This is a genomic window from Necropsobacter massiliensis (assembly GCF_000827595.2).
In the GTDB taxonomy this organism is placed as follows: Bacteria; Pseudomonadota; Gammaproteobacteria; order Enterobacterales; family Pasteurellaceae; genus Necropsobacter; species Necropsobacter massiliensis.
In genome coordinates, this window is record NZ_LN776178.1 from 66,394 (window position 1) to 88,617 (window position 22,224).

General features: G+C 47.7%; 20 protein-coding genes and 1 pseudogene. 18 read left to right on the forward strand and 3 right to left on the reverse strand.

Annotation, left to right across the window (positions count from 1 at the left end; translation table 11 throughout):
• Window positions 1-21 precede the first annotated feature (21 nt).
• Together oppB and BN3349_RS00365 are read right to left on the reverse strand one after the other, a co-directional pair.
• Entirely contained in the window at window positions 22-942 is a 921-nt protein-coding gene (oppB, locus tag BN3349_RS00360) for an oligopeptide ABC transporter permease OppB (RefSeq protein WP_040975344.1), read from the reverse strand.
• A gap of 100 nt (window positions 943-1,042) precedes the next feature.
• Window positions 1,043-2,694: pseudogene (locus BN3349_RS00365) on the reverse strand (ABC transporter substrate-binding protein).
• A gap of 264 nt (window positions 2,695-2,958) precedes the next feature.
• On the opposite strand from BN3349_RS00365, the gene yceD reads away from it, so the two are divergent.
• From yceD to BN3349_RS00450, 17 genes are all read left to right on the forward strand, one after another.
• Window positions 2,959-3,483 (forward strand): 23S rRNA accumulation protein YceD, encoded by a 525-nt coding sequence (yceD, locus tag BN3349_RS00370; RefSeq protein ID WP_040975345.1) that lies wholly within the window; start codon window positions 2,959-2,961, stop codon window positions 3,481-3,483.
• Between the two features lie 17 nt (window positions 3,484-3,500).
• Window positions 3,501-3,671 carry a 50S ribosomal protein L32 gene (rpmF, locus tag BN3349_RS00375; RefSeq protein ID WP_032108325.1) on the forward strand — a complete coding sequence of 57 codons (171 nt, stop codon included), beginning with the start codon at window positions 3,501-3,503 and terminating at the stop codon, window positions 3,669-3,671.
• 22 nt (window positions 3,672-3,693) lie between these two features.
• Window positions 3,694-4,728: a phosphate acyltransferase PlsX gene (gene plsX, locus BN3349_RS00380; RefSeq protein ID WP_040975346.1), complete on the forward strand. Its 1,035-nt coding sequence runs from the start codon at window positions 3,694-3,696 to the stop codon at window positions 4,726-4,728.
• Between the two features lie 33 nt (window positions 4,729-4,761).
• The gene (locus tag BN3349_RS00385; protein ID WP_040975347.1) at window positions 4,762-5,712 is read left to right on the forward strand and encodes a beta-ketoacyl-ACP synthase III; all 951 of its coding nucleotides are present in this window, start codon (window positions 4,762-4,764) and stop codon (window positions 5,710-5,712) included.
• Window positions 5,713-5,847: 135 nt separating this feature from the next.
• Window positions 5,848-6,786, forward strand: a complete 939-nt coding sequence (fabD, locus tag BN3349_RS00390) for an ACP S-malonyltransferase (protein WP_040975348.1) — start codon at window positions 5,848-5,850, stop codon at window positions 6,784-6,786.
• Between the two features lie 32 nt (window positions 6,787-6,818).
• Window positions 6,819-7,547 carry a 3-oxoacyl-ACP reductase FabG gene (gene fabG / locus BN3349_RS00395; protein WP_040975349.1) on the forward strand — a complete coding sequence of 243 codons (729 nt, stop codon included), beginning with the start codon at window positions 6,819-6,821 and terminating at the stop codon, window positions 7,545-7,547.
• A gap of 369 nt (window positions 7,548-7,916) precedes the next feature.
• Entirely contained in the window at window positions 7,917-9,065 is a 1,149-nt protein-coding gene (gene hybO, locus BN3349_RS00400) for a hydrogenase 2 small subunit (RefSeq protein ID WP_370738126.1), read from the forward strand.
• 18 nt (window positions 9,066-9,083) lie between these two features.
• A complete protein-coding gene (hybA, locus tag BN3349_RS00405) occupies window positions 9,084-10,127 on the forward strand; it encodes a hydrogenase 2 operon protein HybA (RefSeq protein WP_040975351.1) in 1,044 nt (347 codons plus the stop codon).
• Window positions 10,120-11,349: a Ni/Fe-hydrogenase cytochrome b subunit gene (gene hybB, locus BN3349_RS00410; RefSeq protein ID WP_040975352.1), complete on the forward strand. Its 1,230-nt coding sequence runs from the start codon at window positions 10,120-10,122 to the stop codon at window positions 11,347-11,349. The genes hybA and hybB overlap by 8 nt, the downstream gene beginning before the upstream one ends.
• Window positions 11,346-13,055, forward strand: a complete 1,710-nt coding sequence (hybC, locus tag BN3349_RS00415; protein ID WP_040975353.1) for a hydrogenase 2 large subunit — start codon at window positions 11,346-11,348, stop codon at window positions 13,053-13,055. The genes hybB and hybC overlap by 4 nt, the downstream gene beginning before the upstream one ends.
• Window positions 13,055-13,531, forward strand: a complete 477-nt coding sequence (locus BN3349_RS00420; protein WP_040975354.1) for a HyaD/HybD family hydrogenase maturation endopeptidase — start codon at window positions 13,055-13,057, stop codon at window positions 13,529-13,531. The genes hybC and BN3349_RS00420 overlap by 1 nt, the downstream gene beginning before the upstream one ends.
• A gap of 15 nt (window positions 13,532-13,546) precedes the next feature.
• Entirely contained in the window at window positions 13,547-14,047 is a 501-nt protein-coding gene (gene hybE / locus BN3349_RS00425; protein ID WP_082024860.1) for a hydrogenase-2 assembly chaperone, read from the forward strand.
• Window positions 14,048-14,304: 257 nt separating this feature from the next.
• Window positions 14,305-14,535, forward strand: a complete 231-nt coding sequence (acpP, locus tag BN3349_RS00430; protein WP_005544465.1) for an acyl carrier protein — start codon at window positions 14,305-14,307, stop codon at window positions 14,533-14,535.
• Between the two features lie 213 nt (window positions 14,536-14,748).
• Entirely contained in the window at window positions 14,749-16,080 is a 1,332-nt protein-coding gene (locus BN3349_RS00435) for an anaerobic C4-dicarboxylate transporter (RefSeq protein WP_040975355.1), read from the forward strand.
• Between the two features lie 605 nt (window positions 16,081-16,685).
• Window positions 16,686-17,858, forward strand: a complete 1,173-nt coding sequence (locus BN3349_RS00440; protein WP_040975356.1) for an MFS transporter — start codon at window positions 16,686-16,688, stop codon at window positions 17,856-17,858.
• Window positions 17,851-18,558 carry a lyase family protein gene (locus BN3349_RS00445; protein ID WP_048736607.1) on the forward strand — a complete coding sequence of 236 codons (708 nt, stop codon included), beginning with the start codon at window positions 17,851-17,853 and terminating at the stop codon, window positions 18,556-18,558. Before BN3349_RS00440 ends, BN3349_RS00445 begins: the two co-directional genes overlap by 8 nt.
• Complete coding sequence (locus tag BN3349_RS00450) at window positions 18,455-19,276, forward strand: lyase family protein (RefSeq protein WP_082024861.1); 822 nt, start codon at window positions 18,455-18,457, stop codon at window positions 19,274-19,276. Before BN3349_RS00445 ends, BN3349_RS00450 begins: the two co-directional genes overlap by 104 nt.
• Window positions 19,277-19,327: 51 nt before the next feature.
• Here BN3349_RS00450 and rho read toward each other — a convergent pair whose 3' ends face one another.
• The gene (gene rho, locus BN3349_RS00455) at window positions 19,328-20,590 is read right to left on the reverse strand and encodes a transcription termination factor Rho (protein ID WP_032108337.1); all 1,263 of its coding nucleotides are present in this window, start codon (window positions 20,588-20,590) and stop codon (window positions 19,328-19,330) included.
• Window positions 20,591-20,904: 314 nt separating this feature from the next.
• Between rho and rhlB the strand changes: the two genes are divergently transcribed.
• Entirely contained in the window at window positions 20,905-22,158 is a 1,254-nt protein-coding gene (rhlB, locus tag BN3349_RS00460; protein ID WP_040975357.1) for an ATP-dependent RNA helicase RhlB, read from the forward strand.
• Window positions 22,159-22,224 lie beyond the last annotated feature (66 nt).

Sequence of the window (22,224 nt, forward strand, 5' to 3'; positions counted from 1 at the left end):
TTTAATTTGCTTACGGAGCGGTTAATAACGGATTTTCGGATCAATCACCGCATATAGAATATCGACTATCGCGTTAAAAATAATAGTAAGCGCGCCGACCAAAATGGTGAGGCTGAGCACCAAAGAATAATCTCGGTTCAGCGCACCGTTGACGAACAGCTGCCCGATGCCCGGTAAACCGAAAATGCTTTCAATCACCATGGAGCCTGTAATAATGCCCACGAATGCCGGTCCCATATAGGAAATAACCGGCAATAGCGCAGGACGTAATGCATGTTTCAGCAGGATTTGGCGCATCGGCAGACCTTTGGCTTTGGCGGTGCGGATAAAGTTGGAATGCAGCACTTCGATCATCGAACCGCGGGTAATGCGCGCGATACTGGCGATATAAGACAAACATAAGGCGCACATCGGCATCAGCATAAATTGCGCTGCGCCACCTTCCCAACCGCCCGAAGGCAACCATTTCAACGTAATGGAGAACAATAAAATTAGCAGTGGCGCCACTACAAAGCTAGGAATGACCACGCCGGTCATGGCGAACGCCATAATCAGATAATCCAACCATTTATTTTGCTTTAACGCGGCAACGGTGCCGGCGCTGATCCCCAATATCAGCGCCACGATAAAGGCAGATACGCCCAGTTTCAGCGAAACCGGAAAGGCGGCGGCGACTAACTGGTTTACCGTATAATCTTTGTATTTAAAAGACGGCCCGAAATCACCGTGTGCCAGATTCTTGAGGTAAATCAGATATTGCTTATACAGCGGTTCGTTTAAATGGTATTTCGCCTCGATATTGGCAATGACTTCGGGCGGGTAGTTTTTTTCGCCAGTAAACGGGCTGCCCGGTGCCAAACGCATCATAAAAAACGAAATAGTGATTAGAATAAACAGCGTCGGAATCGCTTGCAGCAGACGGCGGAGAATTAATTTCAACATAGTAATCGTCAATCCAAACAACAAAAGCGCAAAAAAATAAAAAAAGTGCGGTCGGTTTTATCACGGTTTTGCTTTGACCGCACTGAAATCACATTCAGCCTTACGGCTTAACAATATATACGTCTTTTAAATAATAGGTTTCGCTCGGATGACCGACCGCAAAGCCTTTCACGTAAGGTTTTACCATACGCGGTGCAACGTAGTAATAGAGCGGAATTAATGCAGTGTCCTGATCCAATTGCCGTTCAAGTGCGGCATAAATTTCCGCGCGTTTTTCATCGCTTTCCTGCCGGTATGACGAGGCGAGTAAATCGTCATAGGTCTGACTTTTGTAGAATGCGGTATTGTTGCTGCTGGTGGACAGATAATAGTTTAAGAACGTGGTGGCTTCATTATAATCGGCGCACCAGCCTGCACGGGCAATGTCATAATTGCCTTGACGGCGTGAATCCAAATAGGTTTTCCATTCCTGATTTTCCAGCTTCACGTTGACTACGCCGGCTAAGTTTTTCTTCCACAGCGAGGCTACGGCGATGGCGATTTTTTTGTGATTATCCGAGGTGTTGTATAACAGGCTCAGATTCAGCGGATTGGTTTTATCAAAGCCTGCTTCTTTCAGCAATTCGACAGCCTGTTGGTTGCGCTCGGCTTGTGATAATTTCGCCCATTGCGGCGGGGGGTGTTTTTTTCACCGCCGTTAATGTAAGGCGGTGTGAAGCTATAGGCGGGCACCTGCCCTTGTGCGGTGACTTTATCGGTAATAATATCGCGATCCACCGCCATGGAAAGCGCTTTCCTTACCCGTACATCGGTAAACGGCGCTTTAGTCTGATTGATTTCATATTGATAAGTACAGAGCACCGGCGGCGTGTAAACTTCGTTTGGTTGTTCTGCTTTTAGTTTGGCAAACAGTTCGACCGGCAGCTCATGATTGGTGATGTCTAAATCGCCGGCACGATAGCGCGATACGTCGGTGTTTGATGATACGATTGGATAGAACGTGAGCTGAGTCAGGGCGGTTTTGGCATGATTCCAGTAATGAGGATTCGGCACCATTTCCAGTTTTTCGTTGATAATCCAGTTAGTCAGTTTGAACGCACCGTTACCCACGATATTGTTAACGTCCGTCCATTTATCGCCGAATTGTTCCACGACTTTTCGGTTTACCGGCGCCAATACATAGTGTTCAACCAGTTTATCTGCATAAGGCACGCCTTCAGAGAGGGTTAATTCCAAGGTGTGTGCATCAAGCGCCTTCACACCTAACTCGGCGGCGGGTTTTTTGCCTTCGGCGACGTCAGCGGCATTGAGCAGTTTCAAGTAGTTCAGGTAGCTGGAATATGGCGAGGCGGTTTTGGGATCGGCTAAGCGGCGGAAAGAAAAGACGAAATCATCTGCCGTAACTGGATCACCGTTTGACCATTTGCCGTCTTGGCGTAAATGGAATGTCCAGATTTTAAAATCCGGGCTGTGTTCCCATTTTTCCGCCGCGCCCGGCAGAATATGACCGTTTTCATCGGAGATGACCAGTGTTTCAAACAATTGGCGGGCGATCATGCCTTCGGGCGAACCGTCGATTTTATTCGGATCCAAAGACGCCGGATCGGAACCATTATTGATGCGCAGAACCTGTTGTTCTGCCAATTCGGTTCCGGCCGGAATTTCGGCTGCGTTTACGCTTTGGCTGACTAGGGCGCCGAAAGCGGCGCTGAGTGCGAGGTGAAGAAAGGTTTTTGGGGTTGTGTTTGCCATGTTTGTTTTCCTTTTTAAGTGACAAAAATAAGGTTTGCATTCTATTAATAAAGCAAAATCTTTAAGCTGTAAAGGCGCAAAAAATGAATTTGTGACTGAGGTAAAATAAAACCTAAAGTGCGGTCGGTATTTTATTTTTTTTCAGCGTAAGTGACTAAATCCGGCAGACCAAATCCGTATGGTCGACTATCCGCCGGGGTTTGCGCGTAAAAAATGATAATTTCCTTTGACTAATCGACGATCAAAAGGTAATATTCACGCCCTATGCAAAAGGTAAAACTACCCCTAACTACTGATCCGATAAAAGATGCGCAGCGTAGATTGGATTATGACGGTTATTATGCCGCCGCCCAACTTGCACGTCTTACGGAATCGGTAAGTAAAGTGCTCAGCGATGCACAGGTTACATTATCGTTTTTCATTGATCCGCAAAAATTAGTGGTGATGAAAGGTCGGGCGACGGCTGAAGTCGAATTGGAATGTCAGCGTTGCGGTAAGCCTTTTGTACAAACACTGAGCTGTGATTTCTGTTATAGCCCCGTGGCTAATTCGGATCAGGCCGATGAATTACCGGAAATTTATGAACCGATTGAGTTTAATGAATTCGGGGAAATAGATTTAATCGGTGCAGTGGAGGATGAATTGATGTTGAGTCTTCCGATTGTACCGATGCATTCATCTGAACACTGTGAAGTGTCCGTGGCTGAACAGGTTTTTGGCGCATTGCCTGAGGAATTGGCAAACAAACCGAACCCGTTCGCTGTATTAGCTAGTTTAAAGAAAAAGTAAATTCAGGAGTATAGCCAATGGCTGTTCAACAAAATAAAAAATCTCGTTCACGTCGTGATATGCGCCGTTCACATGATGCCTTAACTACCGCAGCATTATCCGTTGATAAAGCAAGCGGTGAAACTCACTTGCGTCACCACGTAACTGCTGACGGTTACTATCGCGGTCGTAAAGTGATCAATAAGTAATCCGTTACTTAAAGGTAATCACTTGAGTCGTCTAACCCTAGCGTTAGATGCGATGGGCGGGGACATTGGTCCCCGTATTACTATCCCCGCATCACTGAAAGCGTTGGAAAAAGACCCAATGCTCTCTTTATTATTGTTCGGTGACAGCCGACAGATCACTCCTTTACTTAAACACGTACCCGAAAATCTGCGACAACGCCTTACCCTTTGTCATTGCGCGCGCGAGATCGAAAACACGCAAGGGCTTGCGTATGCGTTGCGTCACAGCAAGGGAACCTCTATGCGACTGGCGATTGAAGCGGTGCAAAAAGGTGAGGCGCAGGGCTGTGTCAGCGCGGGCAATACCGCGGCGTTGATGGGGCTGTCAAAAATTATCCTGCAACCGTTAGCGGGGATCGAGCGTCCGGCGCTGATTTCTGTGATCCCCACCATGACCGGTGAACGCAGTGTAATGCTGGATTTGGGGGCTAATATCGAATGCAGTGCGGAAAATCTGTATCAATTTGCTGTGATGGGCTCGATCTTTGCCGAAAACAGTCTGGGGCTGGTATTTCCGCGGGTTGCTTTACTGAATATTGGTATTGAAGAAATCAAGGGATATAAATCAATACGTGATGCCGCCGATATGTTAAGCCGCAACACCAGCATAAATTATATCGGCTTTATTGAAGGGGATTTACTGCTTAACGGCAAAGCGGATGTGATTGTGCATGACGGGTTTGTCGGCAATGTGGCATTAAAAACGCTGGAAGGTGCGGCAAAAAATGTTATTGCTTTATTTAAGGGCAATGCCGCCTTAAATAAAAGCAATAGTATGTTAAAACCGGTTTTTACTTGGCTGATGAAAAAACTCTTTTTAAAAGGCAGTTATCAGCGTTTACAACAGATTAACCCGGATCAATATAACGGCGCCTCTCTGCTGGGATTGACTTCCGTGGTGGTGAAAAGCCACGGCGGCGCCAATATCGACGGTTTCGCTTATGCAATCGCCGATGCCGCATTACAGGTGCGTCACCGGATTCCGGCAAAAATTTTAGCCGGCTTAGAAAAATATTAATAACCAGAGTTTATAAAATAATCCGAGATTGTTATGTATAGTAGAATTTTAGCCTCCGGGAGTTATTTACCGGCACAGATCAGAACCAATGCCGATCTGGAAAAAATGGTGGATACTTCAGACGAATGGATCACAACCCGTTCCGGGATCAAAGAGCGTCGCATTGCGGCGCCAGACGAAACCGTCGCCAGCATGGGGTTTGTCGCTGCCAAAAATTGTCTTGCTGCGGCAGGTATTGCAGCAGATGATATCGATTTGATTCTGGTTGCGACGACCAGCAACAGCCACGGCTATCCGAGCGCTGCCTGTCAGATTCAGGGCATGCTGAATATTGCGGACGCGATCGCTTTTGATCTGGCGGCCGCTTGCACCGGTTTTGTGTATGCCTTGAGCGTTGCCGATCAGTTTATTCGCACGGGACGGGTGAAAAAAGCGCTGGTTATTGGTGCGGATCTGAATTCCCGCAATCTGGATGAAACGGATCGCAGCACAGTGGTGTTATTCGGTGACGGCGCCGGTGCGGTAATATTGGAAGCCGCCGAGCAAGCGGGGATTATTTCCACACATCTGCATTCTTCGCCGGATACCAAAAATATGCTGAGCTTAACTTATCCACGGCGCGGAGAGGCGCAATCGGGCTTTATTCAGATGCAAGGTAATGACACCTTTAAGGTTGCCGTGCGTGAACTGTCACAGATTGTGGAAGAAACCCTGTTGGCAAATCATCTGGCAAAAGGCGACATCGACTGGCTGGTGCCGCATCAAGCTAATCTGCGTATTATTGCCGCCACCGCGAAAAAACTGGATATGCCAATGTCGCAAGTGGTAGTGACGCTGGACCGCCACGGCAACACCAGTGCCGCCAGCGTACCGATTGCACTGGATGAAGCGGTGCGTGACGGGCGAATCCGGCGCGGGCAATTATTGCTGCTGGAAGCGTTCGGCGGTGGTTGGACTTGGGGTTCGGCGTTAGTGAGATTTTAATCGATCTGTTACAATCGCCGACAGGCAAAAAAGTGCGGTAAAAAAGACCGCACTTTTGTTCTCAACCAAACTAATGAATGATGATACCGAACGTTGCATAATGCTCGGAAAATAATAGAAATAAAGGAAATGACAATGAAAAAATTCGCAATGGTTTTTCCGGGACAAGGCTCACAGAGCGTCGGCATGCTGGCGGAGCTGGCAGCCGAATTTCCGATCGTGGAAAAAACCTTTCAACAGGCGTCAGAAGCACTCGGTTATGACTTATGGCAGCTTGTGCAGCAAGGGCCGGCTGAAGCGCTGAATAAAACTTGGCAAACCCAACCGGCGCTTTTGACCGCATCGGTGGCGATTTTCCGGGTTTGGCAGGAAAAATACCCGCACTTAACACCGGCGTTGATGGCCGGGCATAGCTTGGGCGAATATTCCGCCTTGGTTTGTGCCGGCGCGATGGATTTTCAGGATGCGGTAAAATTAGTGGAGCTGCGCGGCAAATTAATGCAGCAGGCCGTGCCGGAAGGCAGTGGCGCAATGTATGCGATTATCGGTCTAGATAATGAAAGTATCATTAACGCTTGTAAAGATGCAGAACAAGGTGAAGTGGTGTCCGCGGTGAACTTCAACTCGCCGGGGCAAGTGGTGATCGCCGGTGCGAAAGCGGCAGTGGAGCGTGCCGCCGCAGCCTGTAAAGCCGCCGGAGCGAAACGTGCGCTGCCGTTGGCGGTCAGCGTGCCTTCTCATTGCGCCTTGATGAAACCGGCAGCAGATCAGCTGGCGGTGTCGCTGGAAAGCATTGCGGTTAAAGCGCCGACAATGCCGGTGATTAACAATGTGGATGTGAAAACCGAAAGCGAAACTCAGGCAATTCGCACCGCACTTGTGCGTCAGCTTTACAGCCCGGTGCGCTGGACGGAAACGGTGGAAAAAATGGCACAAAGCGGCATTGAAGTGTTGATCGAAATCGGTCCAAACAAAGTGTTGACCGGTTTAACTCCGCGTATCGTAAAAACATTACAGGCGCTTGCCGTGAATGATGTGAAATCACTGACCGGCGCACAGGAATTATTAGCATAAAAAATTACCGACTAGTATAAAGGAGAATTTCAATGCAGGGAAAAATTGCATTAGTGACAGGTGCGACCCGCGGTATCGGGCGTGCCATTGCAGAACAACTGGCGGCGAAGGGCGCGTTTGTTATCGGCACCGCAACCTCGGAAAACGGTGCCGCAAGCATCAGCGCTTATTTAGCCGACAAAGGCAAAGGGCTGGTATTAAATGTGGCGGAGCAGGCGTCCATTGATGAAGTACTGGCGCAGATCAAAGCAGAGTTCGGCGATATTGATATTTTGGTGAATAATGCCGGCATTACCCGCGATAATCTGTTAATGCGCATGAAAGACGAGGAATGGCTGGATATTTTGCAGACCAATCTGACCTCGGTGTATCGTCTGTCAAAAGCCATGCTGCGCAGCATGATGAAAAAACGCTGCGGACGCATTATCACAATCGGTTCCGTGGTCGGTTCGATGGGCAATCCGGGACAAACCAACTATTGTGCGGCGAAAGCCGGCTTGGTCGGTTTCAGTAAAGCGCTGGCAAAAGAAGTGGCGGCGCGTGGCATTACGGTGAATGTGGTGGCGCCCGGTTTTATTGCGACAGATATGACGGAAGTGCTAAGCGAAGAACAAAAAGCCGGTATTTTAGCCAATGTACCCGCCGGACGTTTGGGCTCGCCTAAAGATATTGCTAACGCCGTTGTCTTTTTGGCATCGGATGACGCCGCCTATATTACCGGCACGACGCTGCATGTAAATGGCGGGCTGTATATGGAATAACGTCTGCAAACGGCGAATTGATTATGTGTGTTTAAGCGGGAGTTATCCCGCTTTTTTTATGGTATTTTATCGTCGTGTGGCGATTTTGTGGGTTTTTACACCGCACTTTTACGTCGCCGAGTTTGGTGGTCGGTATATTGCTTTTTCTTTTCGTTGCCTTTTCCCTTTTTCCGCTTTCTTCTGTGTTTTCTTTATCTTTTATTTATTAATGAGAACAATTCTCAAATTTGTTAACAAATCTACCTATTTGTAAGTATTTTGTAAATATATTGTTGTTTATGATGAAGATCAATTTATTTCCTGCCAAACAAGAGTAATATGCCACAATCAAAATAGCCATATAAATTATGGGTGAATATGGAGCGCACTATGAACAAAACATTGGACGGACTGTTCTCACTTAACGATGTAAGCCGTCGTGATTTTATGAAATTATGCACCGCGATGGCAGCGACCATGGGGCTGAGTGCAAAAGCGGGCGCGGAAATCGGCGCGGCGCTGACCGATCCGCAGCGACCACCGGTTATCTGGATTGGCGCGCAGGAATGCACCGGTTGTACTGAATCCTTGCTGCGGGCAACTCATCCGACGCTGGAAAATTTAGTGTTGGATGTGATCTCGCTGGAATATCATGAAGTGTTATCCGCGGCGTTTGGTGAGCAGGCGGAAGAAAACAAACATAATGCGATCCATCGATATAAAGGCAAATATGTTTTGGTGGTAGACGGTTCCATTCCGCTGAAAGACGGCGGCGTGTATTGTATGGTGGCGGGCAAGCCGATTGTCGAACATATCAAAATGGCGGCGAAAGATGCCGCGGCGATTATCGCTATTGGTTCTTGCGCAGCCTGGGGCGGGGTGCCGTCAAGCGGCGGCAATCCTACCGGTGCGGTCAGTTTGGCGGAGGTTTTGCCGGGCGCCCAGGTTATTAATATTCCGGGTTGTCCGCCGAATCCGCATAATTTTCTGGCTACGGTCGCCCATATTATTACCTATAAAACCTTACCGGCAATGGACAAACAGAACCGTCCGCTGTTTGCCTATGATCGTTTAATTCATGAAAACTGTTATCGTCGACCGCACTTTGATGCAGGGCGTTTTGCGCGCGAATACGGCGATTACGGTCATCGACACGGTTGGTGTTTGTATCACCTCGGCTGTAAAGGACCGGAAACCTACGGTAACTGTTCGACCTTGGAATTTTGCGATGTGGGCGGCAATAACTGGCCGGTGGGAATCGGTCATCCTTGCTATGGCTGTAATGAAAAAGGGGTCGGCTTTACCAAAGGTATTTTCCAGTTGGCATCGGTTGAAAACCCAACGCCGCGGGTAGATAAACCCGATGTGAATAACACGGAAGGCAGCGGTGCGTCGCTGACTGCAATCGGCTTGCTGGGCGGGGCGGCAGCGGTATTGGCAGGGGTGACGGTGGAAACGCTGCGCGAACTGACCAGCCAGCGTAAAGCGAATAGAGCAAAGGATACACCGGCGGCAACAGACATTCACTCGGATAAATAATGACACGGGACAATCATCATGGATAGACGTCAATTCATCAAAGCCGGGCTGCTGGGCGGTGCGGTATCCGCGCTGCCTGTGGGCGAAGTCAGTGCGGCTTCGGAGGTGCGGGAGGCGGCCCCTGAGGCGCTGGGTATGCTGTACGATTCCACGCTCTGTGTCGGCTGTCAGGCTTGTGTGGCGGAATGCCAGCAGATCAACCGCACCGCACTGAACCCGGCGGGCGAACAGACATGGTCGAATAATGATAAATTATCACCGTTTACGCGAAATATTATTCAGGTGTGGTCCGATGGTGAGGGCAACAATAAAGATCAAAGCGAAAACGGTTATGCCTATATCAAAAAACAATGTATGCACTGTGTGGATCCCAACTGTGTGACTGTTTGTCCGGTGCAGGCGTTGACGAAAGATCCCGACACCGGCATTGTAGGCTATGATCCGGATATTTGTACCGGCTGCCGTTACTGCATGATAGCCTGCCCGTTTGATGTGCCGAAATACGATTATGACAATCCGATTGGCGAAATCAGTAAATGCGAATTATGCAATCAGAAAGGCGTTTCCCGTATTGATAAAGGCGAACTGCCGGGCTGCTGCCATGTTTGTCCGACCGGTGCGGTGATTTTCGGTCGTCGTCAGGATTTACTGCAAGAAGCTAAACACCGGCTGGGGTTATTACGCGGTACGGATTATGATTATCCGCGCCAACGGGTTGACAGCCAAGATCGCTACCGCGCGACAGTGCCGCGTTATTATCAACATATTTACGGCGAACAGGAAGCCGGCGGCACGCAGGTGCTGGTTTTAAGCGGCGTACCGCAGGAAAACCTCGGATTACCGGTTCTTGACGAACATTCGACAGGAACCCGTGCGGCGCATTTACAGCATTTTCTCTACCGCGGCATGGCGTTGCCGTTGGTCGCCTTGGCGGGATTGACCGCAATGACTTTCCGTAATATGCACCGCGATAAAATTGAAGCCAAATTGCGCGAAATGAAAATCGCCCGTCAGCAAATGCAGGAAGAGCTGGATAAAGAGGAGGAAAAACATCATGGGTAAGATACGTCCGGTGGGCGGAAAATTAATTTCTACGCCTATTTTGTTTTTTGCTCCGTTGGCGGTGATCTGCATATTACTGATCGTCAAGCGCCTGTTTTTCGGTATTGGCTCGGTCACCGCTTTAAACGGCGGCTATCCTTGGGGTTTATGGATTGCCTTTGATCTGTTGGTCGGCACCGGCTTTGCTTGCGGCGGCTGGGCGCTGGCATGGACGGTTTATGTGTTCAACAAAGGAAAATATCATCCGCTGGTGCGCCCGGCGCTACTGGCAAGCCTGTTCGGTTATTCCCTCGGTGGGTTGTCGATTACCATTGATATGGGGCGCTACTGGCACTTGCCGTATTTTTTCCTGCCCGGTCAGTTCAATACCAATTCGGTATTGTTTGAAACCGCAGTGTGCATGACCATCTACATTTTTGTCGTCACTCTTGAGTTCGCGCCGGTCTGGTTGGGCTATTTCGGCTTTAAAAAATTATTTGAAAAACTCAATAAAATTATGTTTTTCGTGATTGCCCTCGGCGCGCTGTTGCCGATGATGCACCAGTCTTCAATGGGATCGCTGATGATTGTTGCCGGACAGAAAATTCATCCGGTGTGGCAAAGTTATGAAATGTTACCGATTTTTTCATTATTCACCGCCTTTATTATGGGATTTTCCATTGTGATTTTTGAAGGCTCGTTGGTTAAAGCCGGATTGGCGGGTAAAACGCCGGATGAGCGTCAACTGTTCACGCAGCTGATTAAGGTTACTGCGGGCTTAATCGCGCTTTTCCTGCTCTGTCGTTTCGGCGAACTGATTTATAACAATAAGCTACATTATGTGTTCGGTCTCGATAAACTGGATAAATTCGAGGCATGGATGTTCTGGCTGGAAGTCTGGTTGATGGTATTGCCGTTGTTGACTTTGTTTCTCGGGGAAAAACGTTCCGACGGTCGCTGGCTATTCGTGTCAGCGTTAAGCATGCTGCTCGGCGCCGCGTTGTGGCGGATGAATTATTCGTTGATTATGTATAACCCGGGCAATGGTTACCGATATTTTCCGTCGGCGGAAGAGTTGTTGATTTCAATTGGTTTCGTCTCGATTGAAATTTGCGCGTATATTTTGATTATCCGCCTGTTCCCGGTATTGCCGGTCTTGAAAGAAGCGTCCAGCGAAGAATCGCAGCATATTATTGCCGAAAAAGCCGCGCGCAGTGAAAAATTTAGTGGAGAAAAAGCATGACAGAAAAAAAACGCATCACAATCGACCCGATTACGCGCATTGAAGGACATTTGCGTATTGATTGTGAAATTGAAGACGGCAAAGTCACTAACGCGTGGTCATCCGGCACCATGTGGCGGGGAATGGAAAATATTGTAAAAGGCAGCGACCCGCGTGATGCGTGGATGATTATGCAGCGGATTTGCGGCGTTTGTACCACCGTGCACGCCATTATTAGCGTGCGGGCGGTAGAAGATGCCATCGGTGCGAAAGTGCCGGTTAATGCACAGTATATTCGTAATATGATTCTGGCGGCGCACAGCATGCATGATCATATTGTGCATTTTTATCAGCTTTCTGCGATGGACTGGGTGGATATTACCGCTGCGCTGAATGCCGATCCGGAAAAAGCCGCCGCCATGCTGAAGGATATTTCCAGCTGGTCGTTAAACAGCGCCAATGAGTTCCGTAACGTACAGAAAAAAATTCGCGCGCTGGTAGACAGTGGACAGCTCGGTATTTTTGCCAACGGTTATTTCGGGCATGCGGCAATGAAGCTACCGCCGGAAGTAAATTTAATCGCCGTGGCGCATTATTTGCAGGCGCTAGAATGTCAGCGTGACGCCAATCGCGTAGTGGCGCTGCTTGGCGGTAAATCACCGCATATTCAGAATTTGGCCATCGGCGGGGTTGCTAATCCGATTAATCTTGATTCGCAGGCGGTACTGAATCTGGAACGACTGATGTTTGTCAAAGCCTGTATCGACAAGCTGAACGATTTTGTCAATCAAGTATATAAAGTGGATACCGCGGTGATTGCGGCATTTTATCCGGAATGGTTGGCGCTGGGTGGCACATCGCGCAATTATCTGTCCGTGCCGGAATATCCGATTGATGAGAAAAATACGGTCTTTGAGCTGTACGGCGGTTATATTGAAAACGGCGATTTATCCGCTTTCCGTCCGATTAAAAATCACAAAGACGATTATGTGATTCAGGGCATTAAAGAAAGCGGCAAACATGCTTGGTATGAGGATGACGAGGCACTGGCGCCATGGGCGGGCTTGACCCGACCGAATTATACCGGCTGGCAGGATGACGGCAAATATTCTTGGGTGAAGGCGCCGACATTTTATGACAAAGTGGTCGAAGTCGGTCCGTTGGCTTATCTGATGTGCGGATTGGCGGCGAAGGAGCAACGCACGCTGAAGCATTTTACCGAAATTAAAGAAATTTACACCGCACTTAGCGGGCAGAATATGCAAACCGATGACCTACATTCAACGCTGGGACGGATTATCGGGCGTACTACCCATTGCTGCGTGTTGAACGATATTTTGAGCGAGCAATGGCATAAGCTGGTGGAAAATATCGGCAAAGGCGATACTGTGGCATATCTGAAAGCGGAGATTCCGCCACAGGGCGAATTTAAGGGTGTCGGTTTCGGCGAAGTGCCGCGCGGTATGTTGTCGCACTGGGTGGTGATTAAAGACGGCAAAATCGCCAATTATCAGGCGGTAGTGCCGTCTACGTGGAATTCCGGTCCGCGCAACCAGCATGACGAAATGGGACCTTATGAGCTCTCCATTATCGGCACGCCGATAGCGGATCCGAGCAAACCGCTGGAAGTGGTGCGCACCATTCATTCGTTCGACCCGTGCATGTCTTGTGCGGTGCATGTGGTGAATCTGGAAAACGGCGCAGTCACACAGGTGAAAATTTTATAATGAAACCGTTAATTTTAGGTATCGGCAATATTTTGTTGGGCGATGAAGGCATCGGTGTTTACACGGTGCAGGCGTTGGAAAAAGATCCGTATTTTGCACCGCACTTTGATCTGGTTGACGGCGGCACTTGCGGAATGGAACTGCTGGATGTGATGGCAAAGCGCGACCATATTATTGTGGTGGATGCCGTGTTGGCGGGCAAGTCTGCCGGTGAGATTATTGTATTGCATGATGAACAAGTGCCGGTTTTCTTTGCGCGTAAAATTTCACCGCACCAGCTTGGTCTTTGCGATGTGTTATCGGCATTGCAATTAACCGAAGAATTCCCGCGGCATCTGTGCTTAATCGGCGTTCAACCGCAAAGTCTGGCGGCGCAGATCGGACTAAGCGACAGCTTGCGCGCAGTCTTGCCACAGGTTTGTCGCTGCGTGGTTGACCAGTTACAGCAATACGGCTTTCAAACGCATTATCAATAAAGGAAATCAGCAATTATGCAAACTGGCGCAAAAGACACCGCACTTGATTTATCTTGCATGGGATTTAGTCAAGATCCTTGTGCGTTATTACGGCAATCTATGCAGGCTGTTGTTCCGCAGATGCGCGATTTGCCGTTTTTTCGTGAAGATATTCCCTGTTTTTGCCCGAATTTCGTATTATTCGAAGGGCAGTGGTTGGGCACGGTGTTAACGCCTTGGATGCTAAGTGCGGTGATTTTGCCGGGGCCTGAACAATATTGGCAACATCGGGTTGTCGGTGAAAAGCGGGTGCTGCGTTTGCCCTATAAAGATCTGGTTTTTACCGTCGGTCATTTGGATGCCGTTACGCAGTATTTGACCTGTTCGCTGTTGTCGCCGCTGGATAAATCTCTGATGCCAGCGCAGGCGATTCGTCTGGCGCAGGACTGTTTGCAGATGATGTTGTCTTTGCCGGTAAAGCAGCAAACGCCGGATTTGAGCAAACGGAATCTGTTTAAGGCGCTGGGTTCCGTATAGGTTATATCCCTAACCTGTTAGGGGAATTATGCGACAAAGTCATAGCCAAAGCAGAGTGATAATGTTAAAATTTGCCCAGCGATGTAATCGGATTACGTTGCCTGTTGCGTTAGCAGAGTAACGTAACTCACTTTATGGTATGTGTTTGAATTGTCTCCGTTTGTGGTTTGACCTTGCAAAAACAGGTTGCAACTTCGCCAAAAATACATACACTATAAAACCATTATTTTATGGCTAACTATAATAGGAAAAGCAAGATGAGCATTGAAGAACGCGTAAAAAAAATCATTGTTGAGCAATTAGGTGTTAAAGAGGAAGATGTAAAACCTGAAGCTTCTTTTGTAGAAGATTTGGGTGCAGACTCTTTAGATACCGTTGAATTGGTAATGGCTTTGGAAGAAGAATTCGATATTGAAATCCCTGATGAAGAAGCTGAAAAAATTACTACCGTTCAATCAGCAATTGATTACGTTCAGAACAACCAGTAATCAGTATTAAGGCGGTGAAATCACCGCTTTAATTTTGTCTTTTGTCTGATTCTCGCCTAAAAACGACCGCACTTTCTTATTTCCGATTAAAAATTGATTTAAATTAGCTTTTCATCAGAAACTTGCCGATTTCCTGTTGAAACGATTGTGCTAATTTCTAAATAAAGTATCATAATTTTTGTTTTTACTTCTAACTCTTTTTGAGGATTGTCTATGCTTTATTTGGAATTTTTATTTCTGCTGTTAATGCTTTATATCGGAAGCCGTTTCGGCGGTATCGGTTTGGGGGTGGTATCCGGTATCGGTTTGGTGATTGAAGTTTTTGTGTTACGCATGCCGGTCGGTAAGGCGCCGATTGATGTGATGCTGATTATTCTTGCGGTGGTGACCTGTGCCTCCGTGCTTGAGGCTGCCGGCGGTCTAAAATTTATGCTGCAAATTGCCGAAAGAATACTGCGCAGCAACCCGAAACGGGTCACATTATTAGGGCCACTGGTAACCTATATTATGACTTTTATGCTAGGTACCGGACATTCCGTGTATTCCATTATGCCGATTATTGGCGATGTGGCGCTGAAAAATAAAATCCGTCCCGAACGCCCGATGGCGGCTGCCTCCGTTGCCTCGCAATTAGCCATTACCTCCAGCCCGCTGGCTGCCGCTATTGCGTTTTATCTGACTCAGATTTCACAAATTCCGGGTTATGAACATATTTCTCTGTTAAATATTATCTCCGTCACCATACCGGCAACATTCCTCGGCACTCTGGCATTGTCTCTGTATAGCTTGCGTCGCGGTAAAGAACTGGAAGATGATCCGGAATATCAACGCCGTTTGCAAGACCCGGTATGGCGTGAACGTATTTTAAACACCACAACTACCGCTTTAAACGATGAACTGCCGCGTTCTGCTAAAATTTCCGTTTATCTTTTCCTGCTTTCCTTGTTGACTGTGGTCTTTATCGCCATGTTCCCGGAAATTCGTACTATCGGTAATGCTAAACCGATTTCTATGTCGTTGGTGATTCAGATGATGATGTTGTGTTTCGGCGGAGTTATTTTACTCGCCACCAAAACTAATCCTCAGACTGTACCGAATGGCGTGGTGTTTAAATCCGGCATGGTGGCGGCGATAGCCATATTCGGTATTGCTTGGATGAGCGATACGTATTTCCAATATGCTATGCCAGAATTTAAAGCCGCCGTAACCTCAATGGTAGAAAACTATCCTTGGACATTTGCATTTGCATTGTTTGCTGTATCGGTCGTGATTAACAGCCAAGTGGCAACCGCAGTTATGATGCTACCGGTCGGGATTAGTTTGGGACTACCGGCGCCGTTATTGGTGGGTTTAATCCCGGCAACTTACGCCTATTTCTTTATTCCTAACTATCCGTCGGATATTGCTACCGTCAACTTCGACGTAACCGGCACCACCAAAATCGGTAAATATTATTTTAACCACAGTTTTATGGTTCCCGGCTTAATCGGTGTTACCACCGCTTGTATCGTCGGTTATATCGTAGCACAGATTGTCATTCGCTGATTTGTTCAGTTTTTAACTGATATTCAGGTAAATGACTTCTACCAAATCTCCCCCAGCCCCTCTTTGCTAAAGAAGGGGGCGTGAGGTTTAGTTTCACTTCTCAGTGCTTGATAGCCCAAAGTGCGGTTATTTTTACCGCACTTTTTGTACAATCTCCCCCAGCCCCTCTTTGCTAAAGAGGGGGGCGTAAGGTTTAGTTTCACTTCTCAGTGCTTGATAGCCCAGAGTGCGGTTATTTTTATCTCACTTTTTGTACAATCTCCCCCAGCCCTTCTTTGCTAAAGAGGGGGCGTGAGGTTTAGTTTCATTTCTCTGTGGTTGATACCCAAAGTGCGGTTATTTTTACTGCACTTTGAGTTAATAAGAGCAACTTAATTAGCTGTAGCAATTGTTCCGAATCCCCCTCTTTTTTAAAGAGGGGTTAGGGGAGATTTCCACTGTATTTTTTGTTTATCTGTTAGATCGATCACATCTTTTCACCTTATGCTCTGATAGAATTGTTAAAAAAATGTTATATTTTTGATTGAACTATATCGACTAGTCAGCAATGATATATTTTATTCAGAAAAACGATGCAATTTTAGCCTATTAAATAGAGAAAATTTATGCTCAGACCATATCAATGTTACCTTACGATTTTTTTGTTGGGTGCCTGTGCGCTGGTGTGTTTGTATTCGACCCAGCCAATTTTGCAAAATATCGCCGATTGGGGTGGCGTCGGGGTGGAGAGTGCGGCGTTAACCATTAGTGCGACGACCTTAGGCGTGGCACTGTTTGCGCCGTTTTCCGGTATGTTGTCGGGCGCGTTCGGGCGGCGAAAAACGATTATTATTGCTGTCGGTGCCTTATGCCTGACCACATTGCTTTCCGTGCTGTCTTGGAATTTCCTTTCTTTGCTGTTTTTCCGCTTTATACAGGGAATATGTATTCCGTTTATTTTTTCCAACACGGTGTCGTATATTGCCGAGCAGTGGGAAAAACGCGAAGCGGTACGATTCAATAGTCTGTATATCGCCGGCACAGCATTCGGCGGATTTTCCGGGCGTTTGTTGGCGGGGATTACGGTGGATTTTTTTCATGAATGGAAGCTGACCTTTATTACGCTGACGTTGTTTTTATTATTAACTTTCTGGTTGACAATAAAATATTTACCGCAGGAAAAACAGCAATATACGGGAAAAACAAGCCATTTTGTGACGGATCTGAAACAGATTCTGACCGACTACAAAATGCTGATCAGCTGTGTTATCGCCTTTTCTTTATTGTTTCAACAGGTCGGTTCGTTTACGTTCGGCAGCCTGTATCTTGCCAGCGCGCCGTTTTATTTAAGTTCCATACAAGTCGGTTTGATTTTTGTGGTGTTTTTAATTCCGTCGTTGCTTACGCCGATGACAGCGATGATGATCAATCGGTTTGGCTATGTTTATGCGTTTTTATTGTCCGGTGCGTTAGGTTTGTGCGGACTCTATCTGACCTTATCCGATACGCTCTCGCTGGTGATTACTGGCTTAACGCTGTCTTGTGTCTCGGTGTTTTTCGGTCAGGCGTGCGGCACGTCGTTTATTGCGAAAAATAGCACTTATGCGCGGGCGACGTCGGTCGGCGTGTATTTATTCTCGTATTATTTGGGCGGCTGTCTGGGCGGCATTATTCCGGGTAAGGTTTATTATCTTTTCGGCTGGGCGGAATGCGTGTATTTGTTGATGATTATGATCTTACTCAGTTGTATCTTGGCATTGATTGGTTGGAGAAAACAGAAGGAGAAGAGTTATGTTTAAACATGATGCGTTTTATTGGATAAATCGAATGGATAAAGCCTCGACCGTTGCGGCGTTGAAGCAGGGATTTATCGACGAGAGCGCCGCCAAAGACATCGCACAGGCAATTGCCGAACTGACGGAAAGCGAGCTGCGCCCGACGGATTATATTGATATTCAACCGATGTTACTGAAACGAGTCGGGCATATCGGTTCGATGATCCATGTGGGCAGAAGTCGTCAGGATATATTGGCAACCTTGCACCGTCTGTTTCTTCGTGATCGGTTTATTTATGTGTATTTTCTGTCCTTAAAGACAAGAAAATTATTGCTTAAACTTGCTGAACGCAATATTGACACGGTGGTGCCTTCTTACACCAACGGCGTGCAGGCGCAACCTGTAACCTTGGCGCATCTTTTACTTGGCTATGAGGCGACGATTGCCCGTTCAGCAAAACGGTTAAAAGAATTTTTTCCGCGCCTAAATAAATCGCCGTTAGGCTCGGCGGCGTTGGCGACGTCCAGTTTTTCTGTTGATCGAATTCTGTTGGCGGAGCTGTTGGGATTTCACGGCATTGTGGAAAATGCGTTCGATGCGGCGCAATTGGCAGTGATTGATGTCGGGGCGGAAGCTGCCAATATTGCTGGCGTTATCCGTCGGTACGCTGGTGCAGGATCTGCATATACAGTTTCATCATGTGCGACCTTGGCTGTTACTTGATGATGAGGCACTGAAAAGTCCGAGTACTTTAATGCCACAAAAGCGAAATCCAGTGGCGTTAAACCGCACCCGTTTGCTTGCCAGTGAAGTTATCGGCGATGCTGTGAAGGCGATCATGGCGGCACATAATGTCAATTCGGGGTTAACCGATTATAAACGCGAAAATGCCGCCGAAACCCTGGAACGCGCATGCAGAATGCTGAATGAATTAAATGCCGTGTTGGGCGGTATTCGGGTCGATAAAGCAGCCGCGCTGGAGCAGGTCAACGCCGATTATTCCGTTACCAGTGAGCTTGCCGGTGCGTTGCAGCGAAAATTGGGTATTCCGTTTAAAGTCACCCATGAGTTTTCTTCCCGTTTGGTAAACTACGGACGTGAACACCGTTTAAAACCGGCAGAACTGCCTTTTACTGAAGCTGTGCGAATTTTTAAACTGGTTTCACAGGAAATGAATGGCGTTGAGTCTGAGTTGGGGCTGACGGAAGAGGCGTTTTTCAGTCTGCTTGATCCGAATCGGATGATCAACAGTTATGTCGGAGTCGGCGGTTCTCATCCGATTGAAGTGGAACGCTTGACAAAACGTGCACAGGAAGGGGTGCAGGAAGATGACGCATGGCATTTGAACTTGCAGCGAAATCTGGAAGAATCTGCCGCTAGATTAGACGAACTGTTCTCAGAAGTGGTGAAAGGTGAAGAAGAAAGCAGTTTCTGGCTGTAATATTGAATAACATAATGAATGCCCTGATGTTTATCAGGGCATTTGAACGGATTATGAACGTTTCATTATTTCGAAGAATTCTTCGTTGGTTTTTGCCACCATCAGTTTATCAATCAAGAATTCCATAGCTTCCACTTCACCCATAGGATTAAGAATCTTGCGTAGGATCCACATTTTCTGTAATTCGTCAGCGGTGGTAAGCAAGTCTTCTTTACGGGTACCGGAGCGGTTAAAGTCAATGGCAGGGAAGACGCGTTTTTCCGCAATTTTGCGCGAAAGATGCAATTCCATATTCCCGGTTCCCTTAAATTCTTCAAAAATCACTTCATCCATTTTTGAGCCGGTATCCACCAACGCGGTGGCGATAATGGTTAGGCTGCCGCCTTCTTCCACATTACGCGCCGCACCGAAGAAACGTTTCGGACGATGTAGGGCGTTGGCGTCCACACCACCGGATAAAATTTTACCGGAAGCCGGGGTAACCGTATTATAGGCACGTGCCAGACGCGTAATACTGTCGAGCAGGATCACAACGTCTTTTTTGTGCTCGACCGAGCGTTTGGCTTTTTCAATAACCATTTCCGCCACCTGAACATGGCGCGCCGCCGGTTCGTCGAAAGTGGAGGCAATCACTTCGCCTTTTACCGAACGCTGCATTTCCGTAACCTCTTCCGGGCGTTCGTCAATCAGCAGCACGATCAGTTCGCATTCCGGATAGTTATGCGTGATACTCTGTGCGATGTTTTGCAGCAACATGGTTTTCCCCGCTTTTGGCGGCGCCACAATCAGACCGCGCTGACCTTTACCGATAGGTGAGGCGAGATCCAAAATACGGGCGGTTAAATCTTCGGTGGAACCGTTGCCGCGTTCCATTCTTAAACGCGAATTGGCATGTAGCGGAGTTAAGTTTTCAAAAAGGATTTTACTGCGGGAAACTTCGGGTTTGTCGTCATTGACCTGATCGACCTTGAGGAGAGCGAAATAGCGTTCGCCTTCTTTCGGCGGGCGAATTTTACCCTCAATTTTATCCCCCGTTTGTAGGTTAAAACGACGGATTTGGCTTGGCGACACATAAATATCGTCCGGTCCGGCTAAATAGGAACTGTCTGCCGAACGCAAAAAGCCGAAACCGTCCGGCAGAATTTCCAGCACACCGCCTCCGAAAATATCTTCACCGCTTTTAGCATGTTGTTTCAAAATAGCAAAGACAATATCTTGTTTGCGTAAGCGGGCCAGATTTTCCAGACCCATTTTTTCTTCGCCCAGCGCCACTAAATCGGACACCGGCGTATTTTTAAGTTCTGTTAAGTGCATAATTGAAAATAATGTTTATTAGAGTTGGATTGTGAGTTAGTTGGATATGATTTTTAAGATCCCGTGAATGGGCGTAACGTTATCACTAAATCCGCAGACTGTCTAGGGGATATTGCGAATTTATTTTCATTTGTACCACAGAATTGGGATTGAGCGGCGATGTAGAGTGAACCGACAGCGGAGCATTCGCAAGCAAATCCCGCCAATCATGGTGGCGAGAGAAAAAATTGCAAAAAAGTGCGGTTGTTTTTTTGGGGATTTTTTGACTTCGTGCTATGCTTAGCCCAATTTTTTACCGAGTCAGTTAATTCCTTATGCAAAATAATCATTTAAGTCAGCAGCGATTTGCCGATTTAGCATTACATCCGCAAGTTTTGGCAGCGTTGCAAAAAAAGGGGTTTGATTACTGTACCCCGATTCAAGCTTTATCTTTACCCGTATCGTTAAGCGGACGGGATGTAGCCGGACAAGCGCAGACCGGTACCGGCAAAACCATGGCGTTTTTAACCGCGACTTTCCACCATTTATTACAGAATCCATGTGCTGACACCGCTCCTCATTATTTGAAAGCGCTGATCTTGGCGCCGACCCGTGAACTGGCGGTGCAAATCAGCAATGACGCCGAACTGCTGGTACAAGCGACCGGGCTGAAAACCGGTCTGGCTTACGGCGGTGACGGCTATGATAAACAGATCAAAGCCATTGAACAGGGCGTGGATATTTTGATCGGCACCACCGGGCGGGTGATTGATTATGTGAAACAAGGTATTATCCGTCTGGAGCGGGTGCAGGTTGTGGTATTGGATGAAGCGGATCGCATGTTTGATCTGGGTTTTATCAAGGATATCCGTTACTTACTGCGCAAATGCCCGTCACCAAAACAGCGTCTGACGATGTTGTTTTCCGCTACGTTATCCTACAAAGTGCGCGAACTAGCGTTTGAAGATATGAATGAACCGGAATACATTGAAGTTGAGCCGCTACAGAAAACCGGACACCGTATTAAAGAAGAATTATTTTATCCGTCCAACCGCGATAAAATGGCGTTGTTAATGACGTTACTGGAAGAAGAATGGCCGGAGCGCTGCATCGTGTTTGCCAACACCAAGCACCGTTGTGAGGAAATCTGGGGCTATCTGGCGGCGGACGGACACCGCGTCGGCTTGCTGACCGGCGATGTGGCGCAGAAAAAGCGGCTGGCACTATTGAAACAGTTTACCGACGGCGCACTGGATATTCTGGTGGCAACCGACGTCGCCGCGCGCGGTCTGCATATTCCGGATGTCACTCATGTGTTCAATTATGATTTGCCGGATGATTGCGAAGATTACGTGCACCGTATCGGTCGCACCGGACGCGCGGGCGAAAGTGGCGTTTCCATCAGTTTCGCTTGCGAAGAATACGCCATGAACCTACCCTCGATAGAAGACTATATCGGACACAGCATCCCCGTCAGCCAATATAGCGCCGACTCCCTGCTGACCGACCTGCCCAAACCCTATCGCATTAAACGCGCCACCACACCACAAAAGCGCAATAACCAACGCACATTTAAAAAACGCTACTGATTTTGACCGCACTTTTTAAAGTGCGGTGGTTTTAATCATTGTTTCTATCTGTCTTGTCTCATGCTA